The organism is Streptomyces sp. NPDC026246 (genome assembly GCF_055567995.1).
This window is the reverse complement of the sequence record NZ_JBVHPJ010000001.1, coordinates 503,520-525,098: the sequence shown is the minus strand read 5'-3', so window position 1 is coordinate 525,098 and position 21,579 is coordinate 503,520. Positions and strand designations below refer to the sequence as shown.

Sequence of the window (21,579 nt, the reverse complement as noted above, 5' to 3'; positions counted from 1 at the left end):
CGAACTACTCGATGCCACCGTCGAGTTCGGCCCGCGCCCGGGCCGCCAGCCCGTCGGCCCCGCAGGAGACCGCCAGGTCCAGGCCCCGGCGCAGGTCGCTCGCTGAGCGGGCGGCGATGCCGTACTCGATGCGCGCCGCCGCGTGCTCGTACTGGCAGGGCGAGGCCTCCAGGTAGGCGACCGCCTGCGCGTGGAGCCGGACAGCGCGCTGGCCGGTCTCCAGCGCGGCGGCACAGCGCAGGGCCTCCCCTATGGCGGTGTCCGTGCCGAAGCGCTCCGCCTGCCGGCGGACCTCGACGGCGAGCCGGGCGGCACGGGCGGGGTCCTCGGTGCTGAGGGCGCGGGCCAGGTCCGTGGCCCACGGGACGAGCACGGGGTTGTGGTGGCCCCGTGCTGCCGCCGCCTTCTCCGCGGCCTCCAGCTCGTTGATGCCGTCCTTGGTGCGTCCGACGGCCAGCAGCAGCCGGCCGCGTACCGAACGCGGGTCGGGCAGCACGATGGTGGAGGGGTACGGCGGGGCGAAGCCGTACCGCTCGGCGACGTCCCAGGCCTGGTCGACGTGGTCACGGGCGAGGAGGGTGTCGACCAGGTTGCAGGTCGCGGACCAGTACAGGGGCAGTCCGCGGCCGACGCGCTCGGCCAGGCGCAGCGACTCGCGCAGGGACGCCTCCGCCTCGCGCAGACGGCCCCGCCTGCGGTGGCCCAGCCCGACGTAGGCGTGGGCGAGCGCCAGGTGGCCGCCGCTCCACCCGGCCGTCTCATAGGCGCGCAGGGCCTCGTTGTAGAGGGCCTCGGCCCGGTCGAGACGGTCGGTGAACGCGTACGCGTTGGCCAGCATCAGCAGCAGTTCGATGCCCCACTCGGTGTCGGTCCAGCCGAGGCCGGGCGCCAGCCGGCCGTTGACGAGGGCGCGGTCGCACAGTTCGGCGACCTCCTCGGCGTTCTCGCCGTGCATCAGGGCGTCGAAGCCGCGCAGGATGAGCAGGGCGCGTTCGGAGTTGTCCCGGCCGGTGCAGGTGCCCGCGAGATCGGCGAGCCGCTGCGAGCGGCCGGGCGAGGTGGCCTCGCCCGCGTGCAGGCCCTCCCACATGAAGTGCACGGCCTGCAGCCGCATCCGGGCGGGCCCGGGCTGCAACCGGGCGGCCTCCGCCTCCACCGTGCGGACGGCCTCCTCCAGCTGGTCGTTGTGCAGGAGCGCCTGGGACAGCCGGAAGACGGCGTCCACGCGCTGGTCGCCGTCGAGGCCGGGCATGCCGAGCGCGCTGCGCAGATGGCCGATGGTGCGGGCGGGCGCGGTGAGGAAGGTGGCCTGGGCCAGTTCGTACAGCACGTGCGGGTGCGACTCGGGCCGGGGCGGTTCCTCCAGGGCCCGCTCCAGGCAGCGGCGGGCCGCGTCGGGCGCGCCGACCGCCAGGTGCTCGCGGGCCGCCTCGCGCAGTTGCCCGACGAGTTCCTCGTCGTCGTCCGGGTGCACCTCCATCAGGTGGCGGGCGGCGGCCGCTGCGCCGTGGCCCTCGTCGGTGACGATGCGGGCCGCTATGCCGTGCATCGCGGTGCGCAGGGCGTCGGGGATGGAGTTGTAGACGGCCGTCGCGATGAGCGGGTGGACGAACTCCAGGTCGCCGTCGGCGACGTGGCCCGTGCTCGGGTCCGGCTCGGTGAGGATGCGGGCGGTGCGCAGCAGTTCGGCGCAGCGGCGGGCGTCCTGCGGCCGCAGGGTGGCGAGCTTGGCGACCAGGTCGATGGAGATGCCGGTGCCGAGGATGGCGGCCGCCCAGGCGAACCGCGTGGCGTCGATGCCCAGTTCCTCCAGGCGGGCGACGAGGCCGCCACCGCGGGCGGAGCGGTTCAGTTCGCGCAGTTCCCCGGCGCGGGCCTCCACCGGTTCGACTTCGCTGTCCTGGACCCGGGCGAGCAGTTCCACGGTCTCGTAGGGGTTGCCCGCGGTGACGGCCCACACCTCGCGGCAGAACGCCGCGTCGGCGTGCCGGCCGAGGGTGGCGCGGGTGAGCCCGGCCGTCGCGTCCGGGGTGAGGGCGCTCAGGGTCGCCACGGGGCCGTCGGCGGCCGCGGCGACGGTCTCGAGGTGCCGGGCGCTCACGTCGGGGACGTCGTCCGGCCGGCGGGTGACGACGACCAGGACGGACGTCTCGTCGAGGCGTTCCGCGAGCCCGGCGAGCCAGTGCAGGGTCTCCTGGTCGGCCCAGTGGGCGTCGTCGATCAGCAGCACGAGGGGCCAGTCGCGGCGGGCGAGCCGGCGCACCGCGGCGACCAGACCGTCGCACACGCCCTGCGGGTCGGCCTGCCGGGCGCCGGGCTCCGCGATGCCCAGGGCGGGTCCGGCGATGTCGTACCAGTCGCCCAGGTACTCGCGGGCCTCCTCCGGCAGCATCGACACCAGGGCCGGCTGGAGCAACTGCCGCACCACGTTGAAGGGGACCGACCTGAGGGTCTCACCGCCGCGAGCCGACCAGACCGTACAGCCCCGTGCCTCGGCGACGCGGCGGGTTTCGGCCAGCAGGGCCGTCTTGCCGAGTCCCGCCTCGCCGCGGAAGACCAGCAGTCCGCCGGACGAGGAACGGTCGGTGCAGAGTTTGTCGACCGCCTGTGCGATGGCGGCGACTTCCTCGTCGCGCTCCCACAGGGAAGCCGAGGCGGCGGCCGTGGGCCGTACCTCCGTCATCCCGCTACCTCCCCAAGTCGCCCGAACGACGTACAGACGTCGAGCCTAGCCGTCCGCTTGCCTCGGTGGAGGGTGGTCGCGGCACCTGTTGCCGTGACGGGTGACACCGGGTGCAGCCGGGCGACGCACCCGGCCCGCCACCAGCCACCTTCGGGTCAACAGGGCGTAAAAACAAGGGAGGTGACGTTCATTCACGGCGAACGGCACACACGGGACGGACGGCGGGCGCTGCTCGCCGGGTCCGTGGGCAACCTCATCGAGTGGTACGAGTTCGGCGTCTACGGCTACTTCGCGACGATCATCGCAGCGCGGTTCTTCACACCGGAGGGCGGCAGCGCGGCCGAGGCCCTCGTGAAGACGTACGCCTCGTTCGCCCTCGCGTTCTTCTTCCGTCCGGTCGGGGCGGCGCTTTTCGGCCGTCTGGGCGACCGGCTCGGCCGGCGCCCGGTGCTGATCCTGGCGATCACGCTGATGACGGTGGCGACGACACTGATCGGGGCCCTGCCGACGCACGCCCAGGCGGGTGCCGTGGCGCCCTGGCTGCTCACGTTCCTGCGGGTGCTCCAAGGGCTCTCGGCGGGCGGGGAGTTCGGCGGCGCGGTGTCGGTGCTGACGGAGTCGGCCCCGCCGGGGCGCCGGGGGCTGTACGGGTCGTGGCAGTCGTTCACGGTGGCGCTGGGGCTGCTGGCCGGGGCGGGCGCCGCGGCGCTGCTCGCCACCCTGCTGACACCGGGGCAGTTGGGTGCGTGGGGCTGGCGGCTGCCGTTCCTGCTCACGCTGCCGCTGGGCCTCGGGGCGCTGTGGCTGCGCCTGCGGCTGGACGAGACCGCGGAGTTCGAGGCGGAGCGGACCCGAGAGGCACCCGCCCGGCGCGAGGTGGCGCGGGCCGTCGTACTGGGGGCGGGCCGGATCATGGGCTGGGCCGCGGCGGGCTACACCTTCCTCGTGGTGCTGCCCACGTACCTGCAGAGCTCGCTGGGCGCGACCTTCCGGCAGGCGCTGGTCGCCACGGTCCTGGCCAATGTCGGTTTCGCGGCGGCGATCGTGCCGGCGGGGCTGCTCAGCGACCGGCTCGGGCGGCGGGCGGTGATGCTGACGGGGGCGGTCCTCGTCGTGGTCCTCGCCGTGCCGCTGCTGGATCTGCTGCAGGACCCGGGCGTCCCGGCCGCGGTGCAGGGGGCGGCGGTGCTCGGCGCCGGCGCGGTGGTCGGGCTGCTGGCGGGACCGGGGCCGGCGATGCTGTCGGAGATGTTCCCGGCCCGGGTGCGCTGCACAGGCCTCGGTCTGGCCTACGCCCTGTCCAACGCGGTGTTCTCCGGGTGCGCGGGGCTCGTCATCACGGAGACGGTCGAGCGGACGGGGAACCTGGACGTCCCGGCGTACTACGCGGCGGGCGCGTGCGCGGTGAGCGTCGCCGCGCTCGTGTCGCTGCCGGGAAGGGGCGTGCGTGGGGGCAAGGTAGTTCCGGAGGAAGCGAGTTGACCCTGGGCGGGCCGCGTCCGGCGCCTCGGACCGGGTCGGCCGGATGCGGTGACGGGACAGGGGTGAGGTCATGCGGGTGATCGGTCTGATGTCCGGTACGTCCTACGACGCGATCGACGCGGCGGCCGCGGATCTCCGGCTGACCGGCGACAGCCTCGTGCTCAGACCGCTCGGTCTGGTGCGGGAGCCGTACGACGGGGAGCTGCGCGCGTCCCTGACCGCGGCGCTGCCGCCGGGCACCACCAGCCTGGCCGACGTGTGCCGCCTGGACACCGGGATCGGCCGGGCCTTCGCCGCGGCCGCCGTCCGGGCCGACCGGGAACTCTGCGGCGGCGGGGCCGAGTTGGTCGCCTCGCACGGGCAGACCGTCTACCACTGGGTCTCCGGGGGCCGGGCGCACGGGACGCTGCAGCTCGGACAGCCTGCCTGGATCGCCGAGGCCACGGGGCTGCCCGTGGTGGCGGACTTCCGGCCGCGCGACGTCGCCGCCGGCGGGCAGGGCGCCCCTCTGGTCAGTCTGGTCGACCTGCTGTGGCTGCGCGGCCGCCCGGGCCGGCCGGTCGCGCTGAACATCGGCGGGATCGCCAACCTCACCGCGCCCGACGGCACCGCGTTCGACACGGGCCCGGGCTGCGCCCTGATCGACGCGGCGGCCCAGGGGTTCAGCGGCGGGACCCTCCTCTACGACACGGACGGGGCCCTGGCCGCCCGCGGCCGGGTGCACGAGCCGCTCCTGGCACGGCTGCTCCGGGAGCCGTACTACGCGCTGCCGGCGCCGAAGACGACGGGCAGGGAGCTCTTCCACCTGGGGCATCTGCGGGACGCGCTGGCCGGGTTCGGGACGCTGCCGGCCGAGGACGTGGTGGCCACGCTGACCCGGCTCACGGCCCGGACGGTGGCGGACGCGGTGCGGCGGGTGGGTGCGACGGAGGTGATCGCGTCGGGCGGCGGGACGCGCAACCCGGTGCTGATGGCGGTGCTGGCGGAACTGCTGCCGGGCGTGCCGGTGCGGGTCTCGGACGAACTCGGGCTCGCCTCCGACGCGAAGGAGGCGTACGCCTTCGCGGTGCTCGGGTTCCTGACGCTGCACGGCCTGCCGGGCACGGACCCGGCGAGCACCGGGGCCCGGCATCCGAGTGTGCTGGGTTCGCTGACGCCGGGCCGCGACGGACTGCGGCTCCCGCCCCCGGTCGCGCGGGGGCCGGTCCGGCTCCTGCTGGAATAACTGCTTCCGACTCCTCTCATGCCTCTTTCACCGACGCCTCATACGGTGGGGGCATGACGCGCGAGACTCCTTCCGGGTGGTACCCCGATCCCGGACAGACAAGTGACGGGCCCGCCACGGAACGCTGGTGGGACGGCAGGGCCTGGACCGACCGCATCCGCCCGCGACAGCAGCCCGCGTCCTGGGGTCCCCCGGCCGGGCCGGACCAGTCCCCGGCGGCGCAGGACAGCCCGACGCGGGCCGACGCGCCTCGCGCGGAGGGCAGCGCTCCCGTGGGGAACGAACCCGACTCCGGGAGCCGGGCCGCGTCCGGGGGCGAGAGGTTCCAGGACAAGGATCGCCCCCAGGAAGAGGATCGACCCCAGGACGAAGGTCCCTCCGGGAACGGTGTCACCTCGGGCGGGGTGGCCGCCTCCGGGCACGAGGCCGTCTCCGAGGACCAGGGCGCTTCGGGAAGCACGGCCGCGGCGCGGCCGGCCGGGGCCGGGGCGCCGGAGGTCGCCACCTCCGACCGGACGGACGGCGGCGCCGCCGCGTCCGCCGCCTCACCGGCGGACCCAGTCGGCACCGGGCAGACGGGCCCGGGCACGTCGGGTGAAGCACCCGGCCCGTCCCCCGCCTCCGGCGAGCCGGCCGGCACCGCGCAGCTTCCCCACGCGGGTCTGGCGGCCGGAGCCCCGTATCCGCCTGCCGCCGGGGCCCCGTACCCACCGGGAGCCGGACACCCGTCCGCGAGCCCGGCCCCGCCGGGAACCGGCCACCCCGCCGCAGCGCCGTACCCACCCGGAGCCGGACACCCGTCCGCAGCTTCGTTCCCGCCCGGAGGCCCGTATCCGCCGGGAGGCGCGTACCCGCCCGGCGCCGCGTACCCGCCCGGCGCCGGATATCCGGTGGCGCCGGGGTATCCCGCCCACCCGGGCGGTGTTCCGCCCCGCAAGGGCCGCGGGCTGCGGATCGGGGCGGCCGTCGCCGCGGCCGTCGTGGTGCTCGCCGGTATCGGCGTGGGCACCTATGCGCTGACCGCCGACGACGGCTCGGGCGGCCCGTCGGTCACCTCGCGGGGACCGGGCGGCAACCCGGGCGAGGAGGGCGGCCCCGGCGGCAAGAGCCCGCAGCCCCGCCAGTCCGAGCCGCCGAAGATCAGGAGCGGCTCCGTGACCGACCGGGTCAGCGGGATCAGCCTGCCGATACCCGAGGGCTGGTACGGGCAGCAGGGGAACGCGGGCGCGCAGGTGACGTCCGAGGACTCCTACAAGTGCCCCGGCGACACGTCCTCGACCTGCACGAAGGGCGGCGCCTACTCGGCCCCGGCCGTGGCCCTCGGCACCAAGGGCGCCACACCCGAGGAGATAGCGAAGGCGGACATCGAGGCGAACGCCGAGGAGTCCTACGGCGGCAAGTCCTACGGCGGGATCACCCAGCACGACGTGCTGGCCTCCCGGGCCGTGACCGTGGCCGGGCAGAAGGGCTACCTGGTCCGCTGGAAGGCCGTCACCAGCAAGGGCGCCGACGGCATCGTCGAGTCGCTGGCGTTCCCCTCCCCCGCGAACGCCAAGCTGATGGTCGTCGTGCGGTTCGGCGTCGACGCCGACCAGAAGGAGAAGGTCCTCGACGACATCACCGAGGGCATCAAGGTCTCGACCGGCAGCGGCAACGGCCAGGACGTGTGACCGTCCCGCCCCGCCGGCGTGGAGCCACGGCCGGGTGGGGCGCCCCTGCCGCTCACAGGGGCACCCCACCCGGCCGCGGGGTGCGCGCCGCCCCGTCCCCACGGGTCGGCGCGATCGGGTCACCGTCCGGTCATCCGGCGGACGGCGGCCCGGGTCTCAGGTGAGGCCGAGCGCGGGCAGCACCGCGGCCTCCACGAAGCGCACCAGGTAGTCCGGGTCGGCGGGCCGGCCCTCCAGCACGGGCCGCAGGCGCAGCACGCCGAGCATCTGCGCCGGGATGTACTCCAGCGCCGGGTGGTCGGCGGGCACCTCCCCCCGTTCGACCCCGCGCCGGATGATCTCCTTCAGCGCGGCGATCTCCGGTTCCACGACCGCCTCACGCAGGGCCCGCTGCAGCTCCGGGTCCTGGGTGGCGGCGTGGGTGAGGGCGTGCAGCAGCTTGGTGTCCCGCCCCGACAGGTCGCCCGTGATGCGGGCCGCCTCCCGCAGGTCGTCGGCGAGGGAGCCGGTGTCGACGCAGCGCGTCCGCCGGTACGAGCGCAGCGCCGCCGCCACGAACTGCGGCTTGGTCTTCCACTGACGGTAGAGCGTGGACTTGCTGCACCGGGTGCTGGCGGCGATCCCCTCCATGGTGAGGGAGTCGTATCCGCACTCTCGGAGCTGTTCCAGCACGGCGTCGAAGAACTCCTGCTCACGCTCCGGCGTGATCTTGGAGCGGCGCGAGGTACCGGCCGGCTCGGGCCCGTCCGCAGCCTGCGACGTCATGGTCGGTGCTCCTCGCTTCCGTCGGGAGGCCGGACATTCCCGGCCGGTGGTGTGTCGTTCGTCTATCGATACGCCAGTGTACCGGTACGCCGACGTATCGGTACACTGGCGTATCGGTACGCTACCGTACCGATAACAGCACCACCGTCACCGAAGGGGCCGGGGGATGAATGCCCGCACCGAGCCTGCGCCGGCGAAGCCCGACGCGATAGCGCGGCCACCGCTTCTCAGGGAGTTCCTGCTCGTCGCGGGTCTCTTCGTCGTCTACAAGCTGGGCCGTCAACTGGCCACGGGCCACACCGGTGAGGCCTTCCGCAACGCGCACGACGTGTGGGACGCCGAGCGCGCGCTCCACCTGCCCGGCGAGGGGGCGGTGCAGTCCCTGCTGCTGCACGGCGACGGCGTGGTGCACCTGGCGAACACCTACTACGCGGCCGTCCACTTCCCCGCCACCGCCGCGTTCCTGCTCTGGCTGTACCTGCGCCGCCCCGCCCACTACCTGCGGGCCCGGCGGGTACTGGCCGCGCTCACGGCCGCCGCCCTGGTGCTGCACCTGCTGTTCCCGCTGGCCCCGCCGCGCATGCTCGCCGCGACCGGCCTGGTGGACACCGCGCGCGAGTTCGGCCCCTCGGTCTACGGCGATCCCGGGGCGGACTCCCTGTCGAACCAGTTCGCGGCGATGCCCTCGCTGCACTTCGGCTGGGCCCTGATGGTGGCGGTCGGCCTGATCGCGGCGACCCGGTCCCGGTGGCGATGGCTGTGGCTGCTGCATCCGGCGCTGACCCTGCTGGTGATCGTCGGCACCGCCAACCACTACTGGCTGGACGCCCTGTTCGCCGCCGCGCTGCTGGGGATCGCCCTCGCGGTGGTGCCCACCGGGACCGCGTCGGTGCGGACCCTCCTGCCGTTCCGCTTCCCGCACCGCGCCGCGGGCACGGCGGGCCGAGCGCCGGACCGCTCCGTCGCCGGCCGGCCGGCCGTCCCCTCGCAGGAGGAGCAGACGCTGGTGGGGGCGGGCCGGTGAACGCGATCCTCGTCGCCGTCGCCCTGTCGCTGGTCTCCGCCGTCGCGTACGCGGCCGCGGCCGTCGCCCAGGAACGGCTCGCCTCCCACTCCTCCGGCTCGGGTGCGCTGCGGCTGCTCGGCCGCGGCGCCTGGTGGTGCGCGGTCGGGCTGAACGCCGCCGCCGCGCTGCTGCACGTCGTGGCGCTGAAGTACGGGCCGCTGACGGTGGTGCAGCCGCTCGGCGCGCTCACGCTGGTCGCGGCGGTGCCCCTCGGGGCGCGGCTGGCGGGCCGGCGGGTGAGCGGGGCCGAGTGGCGGGGCACCGCGCTGACGCTGCTGGGCCTCGCAGCGCTCCTGGTCACGGCGTCCGGCCCGGCCCCGGACGATGTGCTGAGCGTGCCCGAGGCGCTCGCGGTGGCGGGCGCCACCGCCGCCCTCATCGGGATGCTGTCCCGGCCGGGGGCCCGGCCCGGTCTGCGGCACGCGACCGCGTCCGGCCTGGCCTCGGGGGTCGCCTCCGCGCTGACGCAGACCGTGACGGTGGCCGCGACGGACCGGTCCGGACCGGTGCTGAGCGTGCAGGTCGTCGGCGTGGCGCTGCTGGTGGCGGTGTTCGCGGCCGGGGGGCTGCTGCTGTCGCAGACGGCCTACCAGGGCGGCCTGGGCGGGCCGTTGGCCGTGGTGACCCTGGCCAATCCGCTGGCCGCCGCGGTGATCGGGCTGTCGCTGCTGGGCGAGCGCCTCCAGGGCGGCCCGGCCGGTGTGCTGCTGGCGCTGGGCGGCGCGGGACTGGCCGCCTGGGGCGTGGTGCTGCTCAGCCGGGCGGCGCCCGCGGCCCAGCCGCAACCGCAGCCGCAGCCGCAGCCGCAGCCGCGCGGCGACGACCACCCGGTGGCCGCCGTGCTGGCCCTGGAGCCCGGTTCGGCCGCGGCCGAACCGGGCTGGATGCCCCGGCCGCACGATCCGGGGCACCTCACGGGCGTCAGCCCGTGAGGATGGCCGGGTCGCTCACGCCCGGCGTGCCGTTCTCGACGTGACCGGCGAAGCGCCGCAGGAAGGCCGCGTCGCCCTCGACGGTGACGGTCAGGTCGTACCAGCGGTGGGCGGCGGCTGTCTCGACGCGCCGGCGCACCGTGGCGCCCGGGCGGACGGTGACGGCCGTGGGCCGGCCGCCGTAGCCGCTCGCCACCTTCAGCCGGGCCGTGCCGGAGCCCTTGTTGGTGAAGGTCAGCTCGACGTCGTCCCCGATGTGGCGCGCGGTGACCTCGCAGCCGGCCGCCCGTCCTGAGCCCTTGAAGACCCGCACGAAGCCGTTCGGCCCGTGCACCGTCAGGTCGTAGGAGCCCGCCGAGTACGCCGGGTTCCACGTGTCCGAGAGGGTCTTGCCCGCCTCGGTGGTGTACGTCCAGGGGCCGTCGGCGCGGTTGCCGGAGGTGACGTGGAAGGCGCCGCCCGCCTTCGCTCCGGTGGCGAAGGTCAGGGTGAGCCTGCCCGAGCCGGTGTCGAGGGAGGCGTCCACGTGCGGCGCGTACCGCAGGGGCCGGGTGCGGCGCAGGCCGCGCTCCTGGCGGGGCATGCGCGGGTCGGCGGGCGGGGTGGGCCGGTAGTCGGGGTGCCGCTCGCGGTCCTGCGGCTCGTAGGCGTCGGTGCCGGGCAGGGCGGCGGGGCGGACGTCCCTGCGCGAGAAGTCGAACGCCGCGGTGAGGTCGCCGCAGACGGCCCGCCGCCAGGGCGAGATGTTGGTCTCGCGCACCCCGAAGCGGCGTTCCATGAACCGCAGGATCGACGTGTGGTCGAGGGTCTCGGAGCAGACGTAGCCGCCCTTGCTCCACGGGGAGACGACCAGCATCGGCACCCGCGGGCCGAGGCCGTAGGGGCCGGCCGTCCTGCGGCTGTCGCCGGGGAAGAGGTCGAGGGAGACGTCGACGGTGGACAGGCCGCGGGAGGCGTCCTTCGGCGGCAGTGGCGGCACCACGTGGTCGAAGAAGCCGTCGTTCTCGTCGTAGGTGATGAACAGGGCGGTCTTCGACCACACCTCCGGGTTGGAGGTGAGGGCGTCCAGGACCTGGGCGATGTACCAGGCGCCGTAGTTCGACGGCCAGTTGGAGTGCTCGGAGAAGGCCTCCGGGGCGGCGATCCAGGAGATCTGCGGGAGCCTGCCGGCCTTGACGTCGGCGCGCAGCAGGTCGAAGTAGCCGTCGCCGGCCTTGGCGTTCGTGCCGGTGCGGGCCTTGTCGTACCAGGGGTCGCCGGGCTTGGCGTCGCGGTACCTGGTGAAGTAGAGCAGCGAGTTGTCGCCGTAGTTGCCGCGGTACGCGTCCTCGATCCAGCCCCAGGAGCCCTGGGCGTCCAGGCCGTCGCCGATGTCCTGGTAGACCTTCCAGGAGATGCCCGCCCGCTCCAGGCGCTCGGGGTAGGTCGTCCAGCCGTAGCCGAGTTCGGCGTTGTCCAGGACCGGGCCGCCGCCGGTCCCGTCGTTGCCGGTGTAGCCGGACCACATGTAGTAGCGGTTGGGGTCGGTGGAGCCGATGAACGAGCAGTGGTAGGCGTCGCACACGGTGAACGCGTCGGCGAGGGCGTAGTGGAACGGGATGTCCTCGCGGGTCAGGTAGGCCATGGTGGTGGTGCCCTTGGCGGGGACCCAGCGGTCGTACTTGCCGCCGTTGTAGGCCTGGTGGCCGTCGGGCCAGGAGTGCGGCAGACCTTCGAGGAACTGCATGCCGAGGTCGTCGGCCTCCGGGCGGAACGGCAGGATCTCCTCGCCGTCCTTCCGCTGGTGCCAGACCGGCCTGCCGTCGTCCAGGGTGACAGGCCGCGGGTCGCCGAAGCCGCGGACGCCTCGCAGGGTGCCGAAGTAGTGGTCGAAGGACCGGTTCTCCTGCATGAGGACGACGATGTGCTCGACGTCCTCGATCGATCCGGTGCGGTGGTTCGCCGGGAGGGCGGCGGCGCGCTGGATGCTCGCGGACAACGCGCTGAAGGCCGTGGTGGCCCCCGCGAGTTGGAGGAAGCGGCGCCGGTTGACGTCGGGCATGAAGGACAGACCTCTCATCCTGAGGTGCGGGAGGGCCGGCAGGTGACGGAAGCTGCGCGGAAGGAGTGTTTCAGGGACACCGAACGCCGAGGAAGGGGCCGGTGACGCTCGTGTGAAAGTCGCCGGTACGCCGGGTGAGCCGTCGCTCTTCGGGGGGAGGGTGAGGGGCGTGACGCAGACGCAGACGGCTCCCCCGCCGACGAAACGGCCCGTTCGCCAGCTCCTCGCCGCCTCCGTGGGCAACGCGGTGGAGTGGTACGACTGGTACGCCTACACGTTCCTGGCCACCTACATCGCCGGCCAGGTCTTCCCGAAGGGCGCGGACAGCTCGCTGGTGCCGCTGCTGTCCACGTTCGCGGTGTTCGCGGTGGGGTTCTTCATGCGGCCCGTCGGCGGGCTGCTGATGGGCGCGGTCGCGGACCGGCACGGACGGCGGGCCGCGCTGACCGTCACCATCCTGCTCATGGGCGGCAGCAGCCTGCTGGTGGGCCTCACTCCGACGTACGCGTCGGTGGGCCTGCTCGCGCCGGTGGTCCTCGTCCTCGCCCGGCTGCTGCAGGGGCTGTCGGTGGGCGGGGAGTTCGCGGCCTCGACGACGTTCCTGGTCGAGTCGGCGGCCCCGGGCCGGCGCGGGCTGTTCTCCAGCTTCCAGTACGTCTCGACGACGGTGGGCCAGCTCGTCGCCTCCGGCGTCGCGACGCTGCTGGTGGACACGCTGAGCGAGGAGCGGATGAACGGCTGGGGCTGGCGGGTCCCCTTCGTGCTGGGCGCCGTACTGAGTCTGGTCGGCTTCTGGATCCGGCGCGGCGCGCAGGAGACCCGCAGCGCCGAGCAGGAGAAGGCGCCCCGCCCGGGCCTGTTCGAGGCGCTGCGCCGGCATCCGCGCGAGTCCCTCCTCATCGCCGGCATCACGGCGGGCGGCACCCTCGCGTACTACACGTGGACGTCGTACCTGCCGACGTACGCCGAACTCAACGCGGGCGTGGAGAAGGCGGACGCGCTGCTCGCCGGCACCCTCTCGCTGGCGTTCTTCGCGCTGCTGCAGCCGCTCGGCGGGCTGCTGTCGGACCGCCTCGGCCGCCGTCCGCTGCTCCTCTTCTTCGGCCTGGGCTTCGCCCTGCTCGTGGTGCCGTTGCTGCACACGTTGCGCGACTCCTTCGCCGTGCTGCTGCTCGTGCAGTGCTCGGGCATGGTGCTGCTGACCGGCTTCACCTCGATCAGCGCGGCCGTCAACGCGGAGATCTTCCCGCCCCGCGTCCGCGCGGCGGGCATCGGCTTCCCCTACTCGCTGACGGTGGCCGTCTTCGGCGGCACGGCTCCCTACCTGGGCACGCTGTTCAAGGAACTGGGCCACGCCGGCCTGTTCCCCTGGTACGTCGCCGCGCTCTGCCTGGGGTCGTCGCTGGTGTACCTGCGGCTGCCGGAGACGGCTCACGCTCCGCTGCGGCGCTGAGGTCCGTTCCCGGGAGCGCGCGTGCCCCGCGCCCCGCCGCCTCGCGTGTGCGGGCGGCGGGGCGCGGGGGTGCCGGGAGGTCAGGACAGGTACGCCTCCACCTCGCTGAACTGGGCGGCCGGCCAGCCGGTGTTGGCCGTCACCTGGAGCCGCAGGTGCCGCAGGTTCGTACCGGCGGGCAGGGCCACCGTGACGGCGTTGCCGGTGGCCGGGTCGAAGCGGTGGTCCTTCGCGGCCACCACCGTCGACCAGGCCGAACCGTCCGTGCTGCCGAGCACGGACACGGTCTGCGTACGGGCCTGCCAGGCGGCCTGCGGGGGCAGCTTGAGCACCAGGCGCCGGACCGCCTGCGCCGAGCCGAGGTCGACGGTCAGGGACTGCGGGAAGGCGCGGTTGGCCGACTCCCAGTAGCTGTTCGCGTCACCGTCGACCGCCTTGCCGGGCGTGTAGACGTCCTGGGAGCCGGTGGCCGTGGCCGGGCGGCCCTTGGCGAGGTTGCGGTCCGGGTCCGGGTCGGGGTTGCCCTGGCCGGGCTGCGGCCAGCTGGAGCAGTCCGACCAGGTGCTGCTCCAGCCGGAGTTGCCGCCGCCGTCGGTGAGGGTGAAGGTGCCCGAGCCGTTCGGGTAAGGGCAGTTGTAGACGCCCGCGGCGCCGACGCCGGAGGCCGTGACGTTGCGGAAGGTGGCGGCACCCTGGGTCTCGGCCTGGACGACGACCGTGCCCGTGTTGCGCACGGTCGCCCCGTCGACGGTGACGTTCTTCGCCGCGAGGCCGCGTCCGCTGCCGGAGACGAACTCGAAGGCGCTGTACGGGCTGTCGATGATGGTCGTGTCGGTGACGCGCACCTGCGCCTCGATGGCGCTGTCGTAGGAGTCGACGCGCAGGGCGCCCATGGGGTGGTTCCAGTTGGGATTCATCGCGCCGGTGCGCACGAGGGTGTTGCCGTCGACCGTGATGGTCCCGGCGAGCGGGTGGAAGGGGTCGAGGAACTTCTGGTTGGAGATGGCGATGCCGCTGCCGAGCGCGTTGGTGTCGGAGACGAGGTTGCCGCGCACGGTGATGTCGGTGCCGCCGTAGATCGCGATGCCGTTGGCGAGGTTCGGCTGGGTGATGGTGTTGTTCTCGAAGCTGCTGTCGACGTCCGGCGCGTTCAGCGACCACATGGCGAGCGCGTCGTCGCCCTGGTTGCGCAGGAAGTTCTGGCGGACGCGCACGCCGCGGGCGCTGCCGTTGAGGTTGAGTCCGTCGGCGGTCATGTCGAGGAAGCGGTTGTTCTCGACGACGAGGTTGTCGTTGTTGCCCATCAGCCACAGCCCGACCTTCAGGTGCTGCAGCCACATGCCGGAGACGGAACTGTTCGGCCCGAGTGAGCCGTTGACGAAGTTGTCCGGGGTGGCGTCGACGCGCTCGGTGACCTCGCCGATCACCGCGAAGTCCTTGATGTGGACGTTCCCGGCGGAACCGGACTGGTCGATGAAGCGGGAGGTGCGCACCACGGAGTGCCAGTGCCCGGCGCCCCGGAGGGTGACGTCCTGCACGCCGCCCAGGGACTGGGTCAGCCGGTACTCCCCCGGCGGGATCCACACCACCCCGCCCCGGGCCGCCGCGATGGCGTCCCGGAAGGCCTGGGTGGAGTCGCCCCGGCCGCTGGGGTCGGCGCCCTTGGAGGTGACGGAGACCGAGCCCGCGGGCTGGGACGCGGCCCCGGCGGCCTGCTCGAAGTCGGCCACGTCCACGGTCACCTGGACGTCCGTGGCCTGGAAGGCGACCTTGTCGCCGGCCTGGACGTTCTCCCCGAGCAGCATCCGGGCGTTGTCGTAGAAGTGGTGCGTCTTCGCACCGGGGATCCAGGGCGTGTCGACGTACGAGTACTTCGAGGTCACCGGGAGGGTCCGGGCGAGCTTGCGGCCGTTGACGTACACGTCGAGCGAGCCGGACTGGCCGTCGGGGACGCTGTAGGCGACGTTCACCGCGTCGGCCGCGCGGGGCACCGTGAACTCGACGCGCTGCCCGGGCGCGAGGCGCACGGCCCGGCGTCCGGAGGCCTCGGAGGCGAGGGTGCCCTGGGTGTGGTCGGGGCCGATCCGGGAGCCGGTGCCGGCCGCCGACTCCGCCTCGACCGACGTGAACGGCAGGGTGGCGCCCGCCGCGGCCTGTGCGGGGGTGGGGGCGAGGGCGACCAGGGTCCCGGCGGCGAGCACCACGGCCGTCGCCAGGGCTGGCATGCTCCTGACAGTTCTCTGAGTGTGCATGTGCTGATCCCTTCGGGGGTGGGGGTACGGGGACAGCGCGGTGCCGCGGTCTCAGGCGCGCAGCCAGACCGCGGTGTCCTCGGGCAGCCGCCCCTCGGCGTCCAGCGGGCCGCTGGCGAGGAGGAGCCGGGTGCGGGCGGGCAGGGGGACGGGGATGCCGGCGAGGTTCACCAGGCACCGGGCGTCCGCCCGGGCGAAGGCGAGCACGCCGTCGGGGGCCGGAAGCCAGGTGAGGGGGCCGTCGCCGAAGGCCGGGCGCAGCCGGATCGCCTCCCGGTACAGATGGAGCATCGACTGCGGGTCGCGGGCCTGCCGGTCGGCGGCGTAAGCGGCCCAGCCGTCGGGCTGCGGCAGCCACGGCTCGCCGCCGAACCCGGCGTGGGGTGCCCCGGCCGTCCAGGGCAGCGGCACGCGGCAGCCGTCCCGGCCGGGGTCGGTGCCGCCGGAGCGGAAGTGCATCGGGTCCTGGATGCGGTCCGGGGGGATCTCGGCCTCGGGCAAGCCCAGTTCCTCGCCCTGGTAGACGTAGACCGCGCCGGGCAGGGCCAGTGACAGCAGGGCGGCGGCGCGTGCCCTGCGGGTGCCCAGGTCCGGGTCGGAGGGGATGCCGAAGGCCTTGGTGGCGAAGTCGAAGCCGGTGTCCTGGCGGCCGTAGCGCGTGACGGTGCGGGTCACGTCGTGGTTGCACAGCACCCAGGTGGCGGGCGCGCCCACCGGGGCGTGCTCGGCCAGGGTCTCGTCGATGGAGCGGCGCAGCCGTCGCGCGTCCCAGGGGCAGGTCATGAAGGAGAAGTTGAAGGCGGTGTGCAGTTCGTCGGGGCGGAGATAGCGTGCGAAGCGCTCGGTGTCCGGCAGCCAGACCTCGCCGACGAACACGGCGCCGTACTCGTCGGCGACGGCCCGCCAGGAGCGGTAGACGTCGTGCAGTTCGTCGCGGTCGACATAGGGGTGCGGGTCGCGGCCCGGGGTGAAGTCGGGCAGCCGGGGGTCCTTGACCAGCAGCGCGGCGGAGTCGATGCGCACCCCGGCGACGCCGCGCTCCATCCAGAACCGCAGGATGTCCTCGTGCTCCTGGCGGACCGCCGGGTGGGCCCAGTTCAGGTCGGGCTGCTCGGGGGCGAACAGGTGGAGGTACCAGGAGCCGTCGGCGACTCGGGTCCAGGCGGGGCCGCCGAACTCCGAACGCCAGTCGTTGGGCGGCAGCTCGCCCTCCGCGCCCCGGCCCGGGCGGAAGTGGAACAGCTCCCGCTCGGGGCCGCCGGCGAGGGCGGCGCGGAACCAGGGGTGCTGGTCGGAGACGTGGTTGGGGACGATGTCGACGATGGTGCGGATGCCCAGGTGCAGCGCTTCGGCGATGAGCTTCTCGGCCTCGGCGAGGGTGCCGAACGCCGGGTCGATCACCCGGTAGTCGGCGACGTCGTAGCCGCCGTCCTTCATCGGGGACAGGTACCAGGGCGTGAACCACAGGGCGTCGACGCCGAGTTCGGCGAGGTGGGGCAGCCGGGCGCGCACACCCGCGAGGTCGCCGGTGCCGTCGCCGTCGCCGTCGGCGAAGCTGCGGACGTACACCTGGTAGATGACGGCGGAGCGCCACCAGTCGGCGGGCGAGGAGGAGGACGGGGAGGCGGGGGTGGGCTGTCCCACGGTCGGTGCCTTTCGTCGTAAGGGGGGGCGGCGGTGTCAGCCCTTGGTGCTGCCCGCGCTGATCCCGGCGATGATGTGCCGCTGGAAGACCAGGAACAGCGCCACCATGGGGATGCTGGCGATCACCATGGCGGCGATGAGCACGGTCAGCTGGATGTTCTGCGACAGCTGGACGAGGGCCACGCTGATCGGCTGCTTGCCGGTGTCGGAGAAGACCATCAGGGGCCAGAGGAAGTCCTGCCACACGGCGACCAGCGCGAAGATCGACACGACGCCGAGCACCGGACGCGACATGGGCAGGACGACCGACCACAGGGTGCGCAGCCTGCCCGCCCCGTCGATCTCGGCCGCCTCCAGGACGTCCGTCGGCAGCTGGTCGAAGAACCGCTTGAGCAGGTACAGGTTGAACGCGTTGGCGACGGCCGGGAGCCAGATGGCCAGGGGGTCGTTGAGCAGGCCGAGGTCGGCGACGGTCAGGTACTTCGGCACGACCAGGGCCTGGGCCGGGACCATCAGGGTGGCGAGGATGCCGCCGAGGATCAGGGAGCCGAAGGCGGGCCGCAATCTGGACAGCGCGTAGGCGGCGGCCGTGCAGAACACCAGCTGGAACGCCCAGGCGCCGGCCGCCTGCACCACGGTGTTCCACAGGTGGGTGGGAAGCTGCATCAACTCCCAGGCGTCGGTGTAGGCGCTGGTGCTCCAGCTCTCCGGGACCAGGGTCGGCGGGGTGCGCGCCACCTCGTCCGGCGACTTCATCGCCCCGCTGACCATCCAGTAGACGGGGAACAGGAAGGCGAGCGCGAAGAGCAGGACGACGCCGGTGAAGACGGTCCAGTAGGCGGCCTTGCCTCGCGGGCGGGCGAGGACGGCCGGGGAGACGAGGGTGCGGGGGCTGCTCATGCGGTCTCCTCCCCGGAGCGTGTGAGGCGGAGGTACAGGGCGGAGAACGCGCCGAGCAGGACGAGGAGCATCACGCTCAGCGCGCAGGCGCCGCCGAAGTCGTTGTAGAGGAAGGCGTACTTGTAGATCAGGTAGAGCACCGTGACGGTGGAGTTCTCGGGTCCGCCTCCGGTGATCACGAACGGCTCGGTGAACACCTGCATGGTCGCGATGATCTGCAACAGCATCAGCATGAGGATCACGAAACGGGTCTGTGGGATCGTCACGTGCCGCACGCGCTGGAGCAGGTTCGCGCCGTCCAGTTCGGCCGCCTCGTACAGCTCGCCGGGGATGGACTGGAGCGCGGCGAGGTAGATGAGGACGGTGCCGCCCATGGTGGCCCAGGTGGCCACGATGACGAGGGAGACGAGAGCGGTGTCGGCGCCGTTGGACCAGTTGGAGGTGGGCAGGTGCAGGAACCGCAGCGCCTCGTTGGCGAGGCCCGCGCCCGGGTCGTAGAACCACTTCCACAGCAGGGCGCTGACCACCGGCGGGATCATCACCGGCAGGTAGACCACGACCCGGAAGAACGCCTTGGCGTGCCGGAGTTCGTTGAGGACGAGGGCGAGGACGAACGGGACCGCGAAGCCGAGCAGCAGGGCGAGCACGGTGAAGGTGAGGGTGTTGCGCCAGGCGGCGCCGAACTCCGGATCGTCCAGGACCCGGGTGAAGTTGGCGGTGCCGACCCACTCGGGGTCCGAACCGGGCGTGTACTTCTGGAAGGCGATCACGACGGCGCGGATCGCCGGGTACCAGGAGAACAGCGCGAAGCAGACGAGGCCACCGAGCAGGAAGCCGTAGGCGCGCACGTGGTCGCCGGGGCGGCGCCGCCTCCGGTTCCCGGCCGGGGGCGGCTCCTTCACCGGGCGGACGCGCGGGGCCGCCGCCCGTTCAGCCGTCTCGGTCACCGTCAGCTCCGGGCCAGGATGCCGTCGATCTTGTCGGAGGCGTCCTTCAGCAACTGGTCGATGTCCGCGTCCTCCTTGGTGAGGACGGCGGAGACGACACCGTCGAGGACGGAGTAGAGCTGCTGCGCGTGCGGCGGCTCGATCCTCATCTCCAGCTTCTCGTTGCCGTCGAGGAAGGGCTGGTAGTTCTCCACCGGCACGTTGGCGTTGGCCTTCTTGACCTGCTGGTCCCTGGCGTCGGCCGCGCCGGTGAAGAGGCGGGGCTCGGGCAGGCCGACCGGCGCGTCCTGCTTCTTGGCGCGGGCGTAGTCGCCGAGGAAACCGTCGCCGGGGGTGAGGAACATGTGGTCGAGCCACTTCAGGCCGGCGCGGATCTGTTCGGGGGTGGCCTTCTTGCTGAACATGTAACCGTCGCCGCCGATCAGCGTGCCCTTGCCGCCGGGCATGGGGGCGAGGGCGATGTCCTCGTAGTCGGCGCCCTTCTCCTTGACCAGGATCGGGATGTTGTCGGGGGCGGCGAGGTACATGCCGAGCTTGCCCGAACCCATCATCTGCTGCACGTCGTTGATGACGAGGAGCTGCTTGCTGCCCATCGACTCGTCCGTCCAGCGCATGTCGTGCAGGGTCTGCAGGACGGCGCGGCCCTCGGGGCTGTCGACGGTCGCCTGCTCGCCGTCGGCGTCGACGACTTCGCCGCCCTGGGAGTACAGCTCGGCGGTGAAGTGCCAGCCGCCCTGGTTCTGGGCGCTGTAGTCGGCGTAGCCGACGGTCCCGCCGCCCAGGCCGGCGATCTTCTTCGCTGCGCTGCGGACCTCCGGCCAGGTCGCCGGGGGCCGCTCGGGGTCGAGGCCGGCCTTCTCGAAGAGGGCCTTGTTGTAGATCAGGCCCATCGAGTAGCCGGTGCGCGGGACGCCGTAGACCTTGCCGTCGACGGTGTAGATGTCGCGCAGCTGCTTCTGGAGGGTGCCGTAGCTCTTCAGCTCCTTGACGTACGGCGTGAGATCGGCGGCCTGGCCGATGTCGACGACGTGCCGGGCGTCGGTGAAGTAGGTGTAGAAGACGTCCTCCATCTGCCCGCCCGCCAGTTTCGCGTCGAACGTCTTGGGGTCCTGGCAGGGGAACGCGTCGTGCGGGACGACGTCGACGTCCGGGTTCTGCTTCTCGAAGGCGGCGACGTCCTCCTCGAAGAACGCGCGGTCGACCTTGGCGCTCTTGGGCGGCATGCAGTTGACCGTGATGCGGGTCTTGCCACTGGCGGAGTCGCCGTCACCGCCGGCGCAGGCGGTGAGCGCGAGTGCGCTGACGCCGATCACGGCGACGGTACGGCGGATCCCGGTGCTTGTCATCGGTGGACCCCTTAGGGCAGGAACGGGCGGACGCCTCAGGACAGGAGCGGGGGCGCCGCACACTCAAGCACCGGCGACATCTGTGTGCAAGATGTCGCGCAGAATCTGTAATTGTTCGACAGACGCGTGGATCTCAGGTGCGCGGCGCCTGGGCCGTCGATCCGCGCACCACCAGTTCGGGCTCGAACAGCAGCTCCTCGGCGGCCACCGAGCCGCCGCTGATCTGGGCGTTCAGCAGCTCCACGACGGCCTTGCCCATGGCCTCGATGGGCTGGCGGACCGTGGTGAGCGGGGGCTCGGTGCAGTTCATCAGCGCGGAGTCGTCGTAGCCCACGACGGAGATCCGCGAGGGCACGTCGAGTCCCTTGCGGCGGGCGGCCCGCACGACGCCGAGGGCGAGCGGGTCGCTGGCGCAGATGAAGCCGGTGACGCCCCGGTCGATGAGCCGGGCCGCCGCCGCGTGTCCGCCCTCGATGGAGAACATGGCGCGCGCGACGAACTCGTCGGGCACGTGCCCCACGGCCCGTACGGCGGCCAGTTTGCGTGCCGACGGGACGTGGTCGGCGGGGCCCAGCACCAGCCCGATGCGCTCGTGCCCGAGGGAGGACAGGTGCCGCCAGGCCTGTTCGACCGCCACCGCGTCGTCGCAGGACACGCCGGGGAAGCCCAGGTGCTCGATGGCGGCGTTGACCAGCACGACGGGGATGTGCCGCTCGGCGAGCTGCCGGTAGTGGTCGTGCGGGGCGTCGGCCTGGGCGTACAGCCCGCCGGCGAAGACGACGCCGGAGACCTGCTGCTGGAGCAGCAGCGCCACGTAGTCCGCCTCGGAGACACCGCCGCGGGTCTGTGTGCACAGCACCGGGGTCAGGCCGAGCTGGGCCAGGGCCCCGCCGATGACCTCGGCGAACGCCGGGAAGATCGGGTTCTGCAGCTCGGGCAGGACCAGGCCGACCAGACGGGCCCGCTCACCGCGTAGCTGCGTGGGGCGCTCGTAGCCCAGGACGTCCAGGGCGGAGAGCACCGCCTGCCGGGTCGACTCGGAGACCCCGGGTTTGCCGTTGAGCACCCGGCTGACGGTGGCCTCGCTGACCCCGACCTTCTTCGCCACCTCGGCAAGTCGTCGCGTCATGTGCGCAAGACTAGCGCAAGAAACGCAAGCTGCTTGCGTAACTG

Annotated in this window: 15 protein-coding genes and 1 pseudogene; 7 read left to right on the top strand and 9 right to left on the bottom strand. The window is 73.2% G+C overall.

Annotated features, from left to right (window positions below):
• Positions 1-4: 4 nt before the first annotated feature.
• Positions 5-2,683 carry an ATP-binding protein gene (locus tag ACZ4M5_RS02260; protein WP_467732157.1) on the bottom strand — a complete coding sequence of 893 codons (2,679 nt, stop codon included), beginning with the start codon at positions 2,681-2,683 and terminating at the stop codon, positions 5-7.
• A 180-nt stretch (positions 2,684-2,863) separates the two neighbouring features.
• Between ACZ4M5_RS02260 and ACZ4M5_RS02255 the strand changes: the two genes are divergently transcribed.
• The 4 genes and pseudogenes from ACZ4M5_RS02255 (at position 2,864) to ACZ4M5_RS02240 (ending at position 7,060) form a co-directional block, all read left to right on the top strand.
• Positions 2,864-4,165, top strand: coding sequence for an MFS transporter (locus tag ACZ4M5_RS02255; protein WP_467732155.1), 1,302 nt, complete (start codon positions 2,864-2,866; stop codon positions 4,163-4,165).
• A 70-nt stretch (positions 4,166-4,235) separates the two neighbouring features.
• Positions 4,236-5,390 carry an anhydro-N-acetylmuramic acid kinase gene (locus ACZ4M5_RS02250; protein WP_467732153.1) on the top strand — a complete coding sequence of 385 codons (1,155 nt, stop codon included), beginning with the start codon at positions 4,236-4,238 and terminating at the stop codon, positions 5,388-5,390.
• A 53-nt stretch (positions 5,391-5,443) separates the two neighbouring features.
• Positions 5,444-5,527 (top strand): annotated as a pseudogene (locus tag ACZ4M5_RS02245) (DUF2510 domain-containing protein); the annotation flags it as partial.
• Positions 5,528-6,052: 525 nt separating this feature from the next.
• Positions 6,053-7,060 carry a hypothetical protein gene (locus tag ACZ4M5_RS02240; RefSeq protein ID WP_467732834.1) on the top strand — a complete coding sequence of 336 codons (1,008 nt, stop codon included), beginning with the start codon at positions 6,053-6,055 and terminating at the stop codon, positions 7,058-7,060.
• 156 nt (positions 7,061-7,216) lie between these two features.
• On the opposite strand, the gene ACZ4M5_RS02235 is transcribed toward ACZ4M5_RS02240, so the two are convergent.
• Positions 7,217-7,825, bottom strand: a complete 609-nt coding sequence (locus tag ACZ4M5_RS02235) for a TetR/AcrR family transcriptional regulator (RefSeq protein WP_467732151.1) — start codon at positions 7,823-7,825, stop codon at positions 7,217-7,219.
• A gap of 166 nt (positions 7,826-7,991) precedes the next feature.
• Here ACZ4M5_RS02235 and ACZ4M5_RS02230 point away from each other — a divergent pair, with 166 nt between their 5' ends.
• Both ACZ4M5_RS02230 and ACZ4M5_RS02225 read left to right on the top strand, forming a co-directional pair.
• On the top strand, positions 7,992-8,849 hold the full coding sequence (locus ACZ4M5_RS02230; RefSeq protein ID WP_467732149.1) for a phosphatase PAP2 family protein: 858 nt from the start codon (positions 7,992-7,994) through the stop codon (positions 8,847-8,849).
• Positions 8,846-9,823: a hypothetical protein gene (locus tag ACZ4M5_RS02225; RefSeq protein ID WP_467732147.1), complete on the top strand. Its 978-nt coding sequence runs from the start codon at positions 8,846-8,848 to the stop codon at positions 9,821-9,823. The genes ACZ4M5_RS02230 and ACZ4M5_RS02225 overlap by 4 nt, the downstream gene beginning before the upstream one ends.
• Here the strand turns inward: ACZ4M5_RS02225 and ACZ4M5_RS02220 are convergent.
• The gene (locus ACZ4M5_RS02220; RefSeq protein ID WP_467732145.1) at positions 9,813-11,864 is read right to left on the bottom strand and encodes a phosphocholine-specific phospholipase C; all 2,052 of its coding nucleotides are present in this window, start codon (positions 11,862-11,864) and stop codon (positions 9,813-9,815) included. The two genes, ACZ4M5_RS02225 and ACZ4M5_RS02220, sit on opposite strands and share 11 nt — an antisense overlap.
• Positions 11,865-12,033: 169 nt before the next feature.
• Here ACZ4M5_RS02220 and ACZ4M5_RS02215 point away from each other — a divergent pair, with 169 nt between their 5' ends.
• Positions 12,034-13,317 carry an MFS transporter gene (locus ACZ4M5_RS02215; protein WP_467732143.1) on the top strand — a complete coding sequence of 428 codons (1,284 nt, stop codon included), beginning with the start codon at positions 12,034-12,036 and terminating at the stop codon, positions 13,315-13,317.
• 80 nt (positions 13,318-13,397) lie between these two features.
• Here the strand turns inward: ACZ4M5_RS02215 and ACZ4M5_RS02210 are convergent, their stop codons facing one another.
• The 6 genes from ACZ4M5_RS02210 to ACZ4M5_RS02185 form a co-directional block, all read right to left on the bottom strand.
• Positions 13,398-15,542: a discoidin domain-containing protein gene (locus ACZ4M5_RS02210; protein WP_467732142.1), complete on the bottom strand. Its 2,145-nt coding sequence runs from the start codon at positions 15,540-15,542 to the stop codon at positions 13,398-13,400.
• A gap of 78 nt (positions 15,543-15,620) precedes the next feature.
• Complete coding sequence (locus ACZ4M5_RS02205) at positions 15,621-17,213, bottom strand: glycoside hydrolase family 13 protein (RefSeq protein ID WP_467732140.1); 1,593 nt, start codon at positions 17,211-17,213, stop codon at positions 15,621-15,623.
• 36 nt (positions 17,214-17,249) lie between these two features.
• Positions 17,250-18,113 carry a carbohydrate ABC transporter permease gene (locus ACZ4M5_RS02200; protein WP_467732138.1) on the bottom strand — a complete coding sequence of 288 codons (864 nt, stop codon included), beginning with the start codon at positions 18,111-18,113 and terminating at the stop codon, positions 17,250-17,252.
• Complete coding sequence (locus ACZ4M5_RS02195; protein ID WP_467732136.1) at positions 18,110-19,060, bottom strand: carbohydrate ABC transporter permease; 951 nt, start codon at positions 19,058-19,060, stop codon at positions 18,110-18,112. Before ACZ4M5_RS02195 ends, ACZ4M5_RS02200 begins: the two co-directional genes overlap by 4 nt.
• 2 nt (positions 19,061-19,062) lie before the next feature.
• A complete protein-coding gene (locus ACZ4M5_RS02190) occupies positions 19,063-20,406 on the bottom strand; it encodes an ABC transporter substrate-binding protein (RefSeq protein WP_467732134.1) in 1,344 nt (447 codons plus the stop codon).
• Positions 20,407-20,539: 133 nt separating this feature from the next.
• Positions 20,540-21,535: a LacI family DNA-binding transcriptional regulator gene (locus ACZ4M5_RS02185; RefSeq protein WP_467732132.1), complete on the bottom strand. Its 996-nt coding sequence runs from the start codon at positions 21,533-21,535 to the stop codon at positions 20,540-20,542.
• Positions 21,536-21,579: the final 44 nt, after the last annotated feature.